Genomic DNA, 5229 nt, shown 5'->3' on the forward strand with positions numbered 1-5229 from the left:
AGAATATCATAAATCCATCATCCTGTCAAGCACTTTTTTCTTCCGATCAGTACTTTTTTCATTCAACTGATGTATTCGTGATGCCCTCTCGTTGAGTGCCTGAATAGAATACACCTTTTTCGCCACAAAGTCAACACTTTTCTTATTATTTTTATGTTTTTTTGCATAACTCATCAATACTCTATGTATGTTATACTCTTTAAAATTTTCTGTAAGTCCAGCAAGCACTCTTTATCTTCTACATGAGCAAAGCAAGCTCGAATCGTCAATTGAATGTCTTGCTCCGCCGTTCGTCTACTCACCACTCCCTGTATCTCTGCTCCGTGTTCACGCAGCCACTGCATGATCTGCTTTGTCTCAGTCATATCCGATACGCCTATAATTATCGTCGTTGTCTGCGATTCCCGTTTATACATATTGATACGAAACAGTTCTTGAATCAACGTAATCAATATAGTCAGTGTAATTCCAACTGTGTACATACCGCAACCAATCGCCATGCCAACAGCCGCCACCGCCCAAATTCCTGCGGCCGTTGTCAAGCCATTTACGCTTTCCTTTCGCATAAAAATCGTTCCTGCGCCAAGAAAACTAACGCCTGTGACAATACCAGCAGCTACACGCGAAACATCGACACGAATGTTATCTCCATTCGCAAGTACATCAAAAAATCCATATTTAGAAATCAGCATCATTGCAGCGGATGCTACACAAACAATCATATGGGTGCGCATCCCCGCACTCTTTCTGTGTTCTGCACGTATATGATTTTGTCGTTCAAATCCGACAGCAAATCCGCAAGCGCAGCTGACCAGCAGTCGAATTACCCACATCAATTCAGGGAGCATTCGTTCCATATTGCAACCTCCCGTTTTCTTTTTATTATACGAGATCCGCCATAGAAACACAAGAAGAACCGCCTGTATTTTCCATACAAGCGGTTCTTCTCAACCATGCTTACGATTCTTGCAGTCTTTCCACTTTCATCTGGCTCTTATCTTCGTCCAGTACCATTTCAGCAATATCCGAGCAATATTCGCCGATGCACTCCAAGTCATGCAGCACATCAGTATAAGCTACCGTATTTTCCGGTGAACAAGAACCCAAATTCAACCGCTCCATGTGCTTCTTGCTCAGTCGGCGTTCCAAATCCTCTACTGTTTCCTGCTGATGCACAACCAAACGTGCTGTCTTTGTATCTGCATCATGCAGTGTCTGTACGGTAAGTTTGAGCATGTTGCGGACATGATCAAAACCTTCCTGTAATTCTTGAATTGCTTGTTCTGTGAACGTATATTCCTTTTCGCTCTTGAGCTTAGCAAAATTGGTAATGCTCATGTATTGGTCACCAACACGCTCAATGTCGCTCACAGCACGAATCATGCCGGATACACGGGCGGACTGATTCTGCGTCAGGCTGCCAGTCTTGCACAAGCTAGACAGATATTCCGTTACTCGATCCTGCAAAATATCTACAACATCTTCCAGCTGATCGACCTGCTGCATCGCTCCCTTATCTTCATGCAAAAAGGCCTGCTTTGCCTTTTCCGCCATGTCAGAGACATACTCTGTAATGCGAGTCATCTCCATGGTAGCCAAGCGAATGGCAGCTTCCGGCTGCTGAAGCACATTGTTGTCGAGATAGCGCGGCTCATACAGCGGCTTCTCTGCTAAATCCTTCTTGCTCTCCGGCAAAATCGTCATAACAATCTTTACCATGAGTGGGATAAGCGGCAGCCAAATCAGTGTATTGGTGATATTAAAACACGTATGCGCATTCGCAATCTGACGCGAAATTACTTCGATTTCCGGTCCCTTTGGCGAGATAAACTGAATAAACTTTGCGTACCACGGCACGAACCAGATAAAAATAAATGTACCAGTTACATTAAAGACGCAGTGCGCCAAAGCCGTGCGCTTTGCATTGCGCGGCTGTCCGATGGATGCAAGCAAGGCAGTAATCGTCGTACCAATATTATCACCGAGCAAAATCGGAATAGCACCGGTTAATCCCAAGATACTTGTCACTCCGTCTGCCATTGGCTGCGAGGCGAAGTTCTGCAAAACAGCAATAGTTGCCGAGCTGGACTGCACAACTAGTGTCATCAGCGTACCAACCAACACGCCCAACGCCGGAATATGCGCAACCTGTTCAATCAGCTGAACAAAAACCGGACTGCTTGCCAGCGGCTTCATTACAGAGCTCATTGTTGTGATGCCGACAAACAGCAAACCAAAAGCGAAGATTGTCTGTCCAATGTTTTTCAACTGTTCCTTCTTCGGGAAGAAGTACAGTACGAAGCCGATAAAGACGATTGGCCAAATAAAGTCATCAATACTAAACGCGATAATCTGTGCAGTCATCGTCGTGCCAATATTTGCGCCAAAGATAACTGAAATTGCCTGCGGCAGCGTCATCAATCCTGCACTGACAAAACCAATTGCCATAACTGTCGTTGCCGAGCTGCTCTGCAACACGGCGGTGACAAGTGCGCCAGCCAACATGCCGACAAGCGGGTTCTTAGTCAGAACACTCAACACTTTCTTCATTTTTTCGCCGGCTGCCTTTTGCAGACCCTCACTCATCAGATTCATGCCGTAAATAAATACTGCAAGTCCACCGAGTAATCCGGCAATGGTCGATACCATTTCTTGATTCATAATGATTCTCCTTTAATAATCCTGCTTTTAGACTACCAGATGCATGTAAAGTTTTACCCATGCGCTATGTAAAGTTTTCGTATGGTTTTCAAAAAGCCCTGACAGAATATTCACAAGAAGAATCGATTTTTTCGAGAAAAATTCCGAAAAAATCGCGAATCATAGATAAAATTTATGTAAAGTATATTTTTTCTCTTTACAATAGTTCCCGCGTTACAATAGACGTTTGTACATGAATGACAGGTCTTCGGACGGTCTGTCCATATAATAGATGCTTTTGCAGCAGCAAAATCGCCTGTCGCACCTGTGCAGTAAAATCCTGTTCCACCACAAAGTCTACAGCACCGGTTTTCAGAGCATGTTTTGCTACCGGTGTCAGATCATTGACAACTACGGTCATGCGACGGCGCGTTTTGGCCAGCGCATCAATACACGCCTTGACATCTTCTGTTCCCATATAGATACCATGTAAATTGGGTTGTGTTGTCAGTGCCTGACTCACTGCATCATAGGTCAAATCATATCTCTCATAACATTCTTTTAAATCATAGCTGTCTGACGGAAAGCCCAACGTTTTGAGATGTTCCAAAAATCCATCAATACGCACGCGATGCGAACGAAACTCCATATTTCCTGTGATAACAAGAATCCGGTCTTTGGCAGACAAGCTGCGCGCCATCAATCCGGCGGCAATTCTGCCGGATTTCATCAAATCCTGTCCCACATGGCAAACGCGCGTGCTGTCCGGCAAATCAGAATTGTACGTCACAACGACAACGCCTGCTTTGGTCAGTCGTTCGATTTCTGCGGCAATCACAATATTATCCGGCGCATTGATAACCAAGCCGCGCGCACCGCTTTCCAGCAGATCCTCACAGACACGAATATATTCCCCATCCGACCGACTATTCATGCGCCGCACATCCAGCTGGATTCTTCCGGTATTCAGCTCTCGCTCCGCCAAATGAATGCCGCGCAGCGTACTGTTGGTAAAATACTCATCCTGCCAGTGCGCCACAATGACGCCGATATGAATCTTCTCTACACCCTGAAATCGTGTATCCTTTCGATAGCCAGTCTCTTCGATAATGCGCAGCACGCGTGCACGCACCTCCGCACTGACATCCGGCTGATTATTTAACACGCGGCTGACAGTTCCTCGAGATACTCCCGCCATCGCCGCAATACTTCGTACTGTTGGTTTCATGTTCTCACCTCCCTGTCAGTATATCATATATTTTTGATTTTTGTCACGCGTCACGGAAAAATACGGCGTTTCCTCGCCATTTTCTTGTGTAGAATGCACCAAGCATTTTTAAACTTTAATGCAGGTATACAAACCTGTTTTCTATGTATTGACTTCTTTTTCAAAACATTTTATACTGTGTACAACAAAAAACGAACCGATGAGAAAAACCAAAAATGTATCATTTCTCACAAATATACGAGGAGGAAATTGTATATGAAGACCATCAAAGTTGGCATCGCCGGACTCGGCCGTCTGGGCAAAGTACACGCAAACAACATCGCTTTTAAGATTCCAAACGCAACCCTGACCGCTGCTTGCTCTATTGTTCCGGCAGAGCTGGAATACGCAAAGAATGAGCTGGGTGTCACCGATCTGTATTCCGATTACCGGGAAATGTTGGAAAAGGCAGACATCGACGCTGTTGCCATTGTAACCACTTCCTCTGAGCACTGCTGGCAGATCGAAGCTGCTCTGGATGCAGGCAAGCACGTATTCACCGACAAGCCGCTCGGCGTCGATCTGGAGCAGTGCAAGCAGGCAGAAGCTGCCGTAGAGCGCAATCCGGATCAGGTATTCTTCCTCGGCTTTATGCGCCGCTACGATTCTTCCTATGCATACGCAAAGAAGAAGATTCAGGAAGGTGCTATCGGCAAGCCGTATATGGTTAAGGCTATCGGCATTGACCCGGAAGCACTGGTTGAAGGCTCTATCAAGTTTGCAGCTACTTCCGGCGGCATCTTCATCGACATGGCAATCCATGACATCGATCTGATGCGTTGGTTCCTCGAAGATGAGCCGACTGAAGTATACGCTCTGGGCGCAACCTTCAAGCATCCGGAATTCCAGGCTGTCGGCGATGATGAGACCGCAGTTGCTACCTACAAGTTCAAGAATGGCGGTATCGGCGTGATTCACGTAGGCCGTACCGCACCGCATGGCTACCATGTAGAGACTGAAATCATCGGCACCGAAGGCAGCATCCGCATCAGCCCTGTACCGGAAAAGAATCTCGCTATGCTGTACAACTCCAACGGCGTTGTAACCGAGTGTGTAGAGGGCTTCCCAGAGCGTTTTGCCGCTGCTTATCTGGCAGAAATGCAGGAATTCATCGACTGCATCTGCGAAAACAGAAAGCCGGGCGTAACCGTATACGACGGCACCAAGTCCACGGCTATCGGCTTCGGCACCACCGAGGCATGGAAGTCCGGCAAGGTTGTTGAGCTGTAAGTTTATCTTTCGTCCATCCAAGACTGCGTTTCAGACTTTGTTCCAGAAACGCAGTCTTTTTTTCGCCGTGCATTTCTGGTATAATAAAGATG

At 46.4% G+C, this 5229-nt stretch carries 4 protein-coding genes; 1 reads left to right on the forward strand and 3 read right to left on the reverse strand.

All coding sequences use genetic code 11. The annotated features are described in order from the left end of the window. Positions 1 to 173: 173 nt before the first annotated feature. From ACR0P9_RS07210 to ACR0P9_RS07220, 3 genes are all read right to left on the reverse strand, one after another. Positions 174 to 857, reverse strand: coding sequence for an MgtC/SapB family protein (locus ACR0P9_RS07210; RefSeq protein ID WP_432618724.1), 684 nt, complete (start codon positions 855 to 857; stop codon positions 174 to 176). 100 nt (positions 858 to 957) lie between these two features. Beyond that, positions 958 to 2661 carry a Na/Pi cotransporter family protein gene (locus tag ACR0P9_RS07215; RefSeq protein ID WP_432618726.1) on the reverse strand — a complete coding sequence of 568 codons (1704 nt, stop codon included), beginning with the start codon at positions 2659 to 2661 and terminating at the stop codon, positions 958 to 960. Between the two features lie 196 nt (positions 2662 to 2857). Then, positions 2858 to 3868: a LacI family DNA-binding transcriptional regulator gene (locus ACR0P9_RS07220; RefSeq protein WP_432618728.1), complete on the reverse strand. Its 1011-nt coding sequence runs from the start codon at positions 3866 to 3868 to the stop codon at positions 2858 to 2860. 255 nt (positions 3869 to 4123) lie between these two features. Between ACR0P9_RS07220 and ACR0P9_RS07225 the strand changes: the two genes are divergently transcribed. Next, positions 4124 to 5137: a Gfo/Idh/MocA family protein gene (locus tag ACR0P9_RS07225; RefSeq protein WP_432618730.1), complete on the forward strand. Its 1014-nt coding sequence runs from the start codon at positions 4124 to 4126 to the stop codon at positions 5135 to 5137. The last annotated feature ends 92 nt before the right edge of the window (positions 5138 to 5229 follow it).

This window comes from Butyricicoccus sp. (assembly GCF_050872565.1).
GTDB lineage: Bacteria > Bacillota > Clostridia > Oscillospirales > Butyricicoccaceae > Butyricicoccus_A.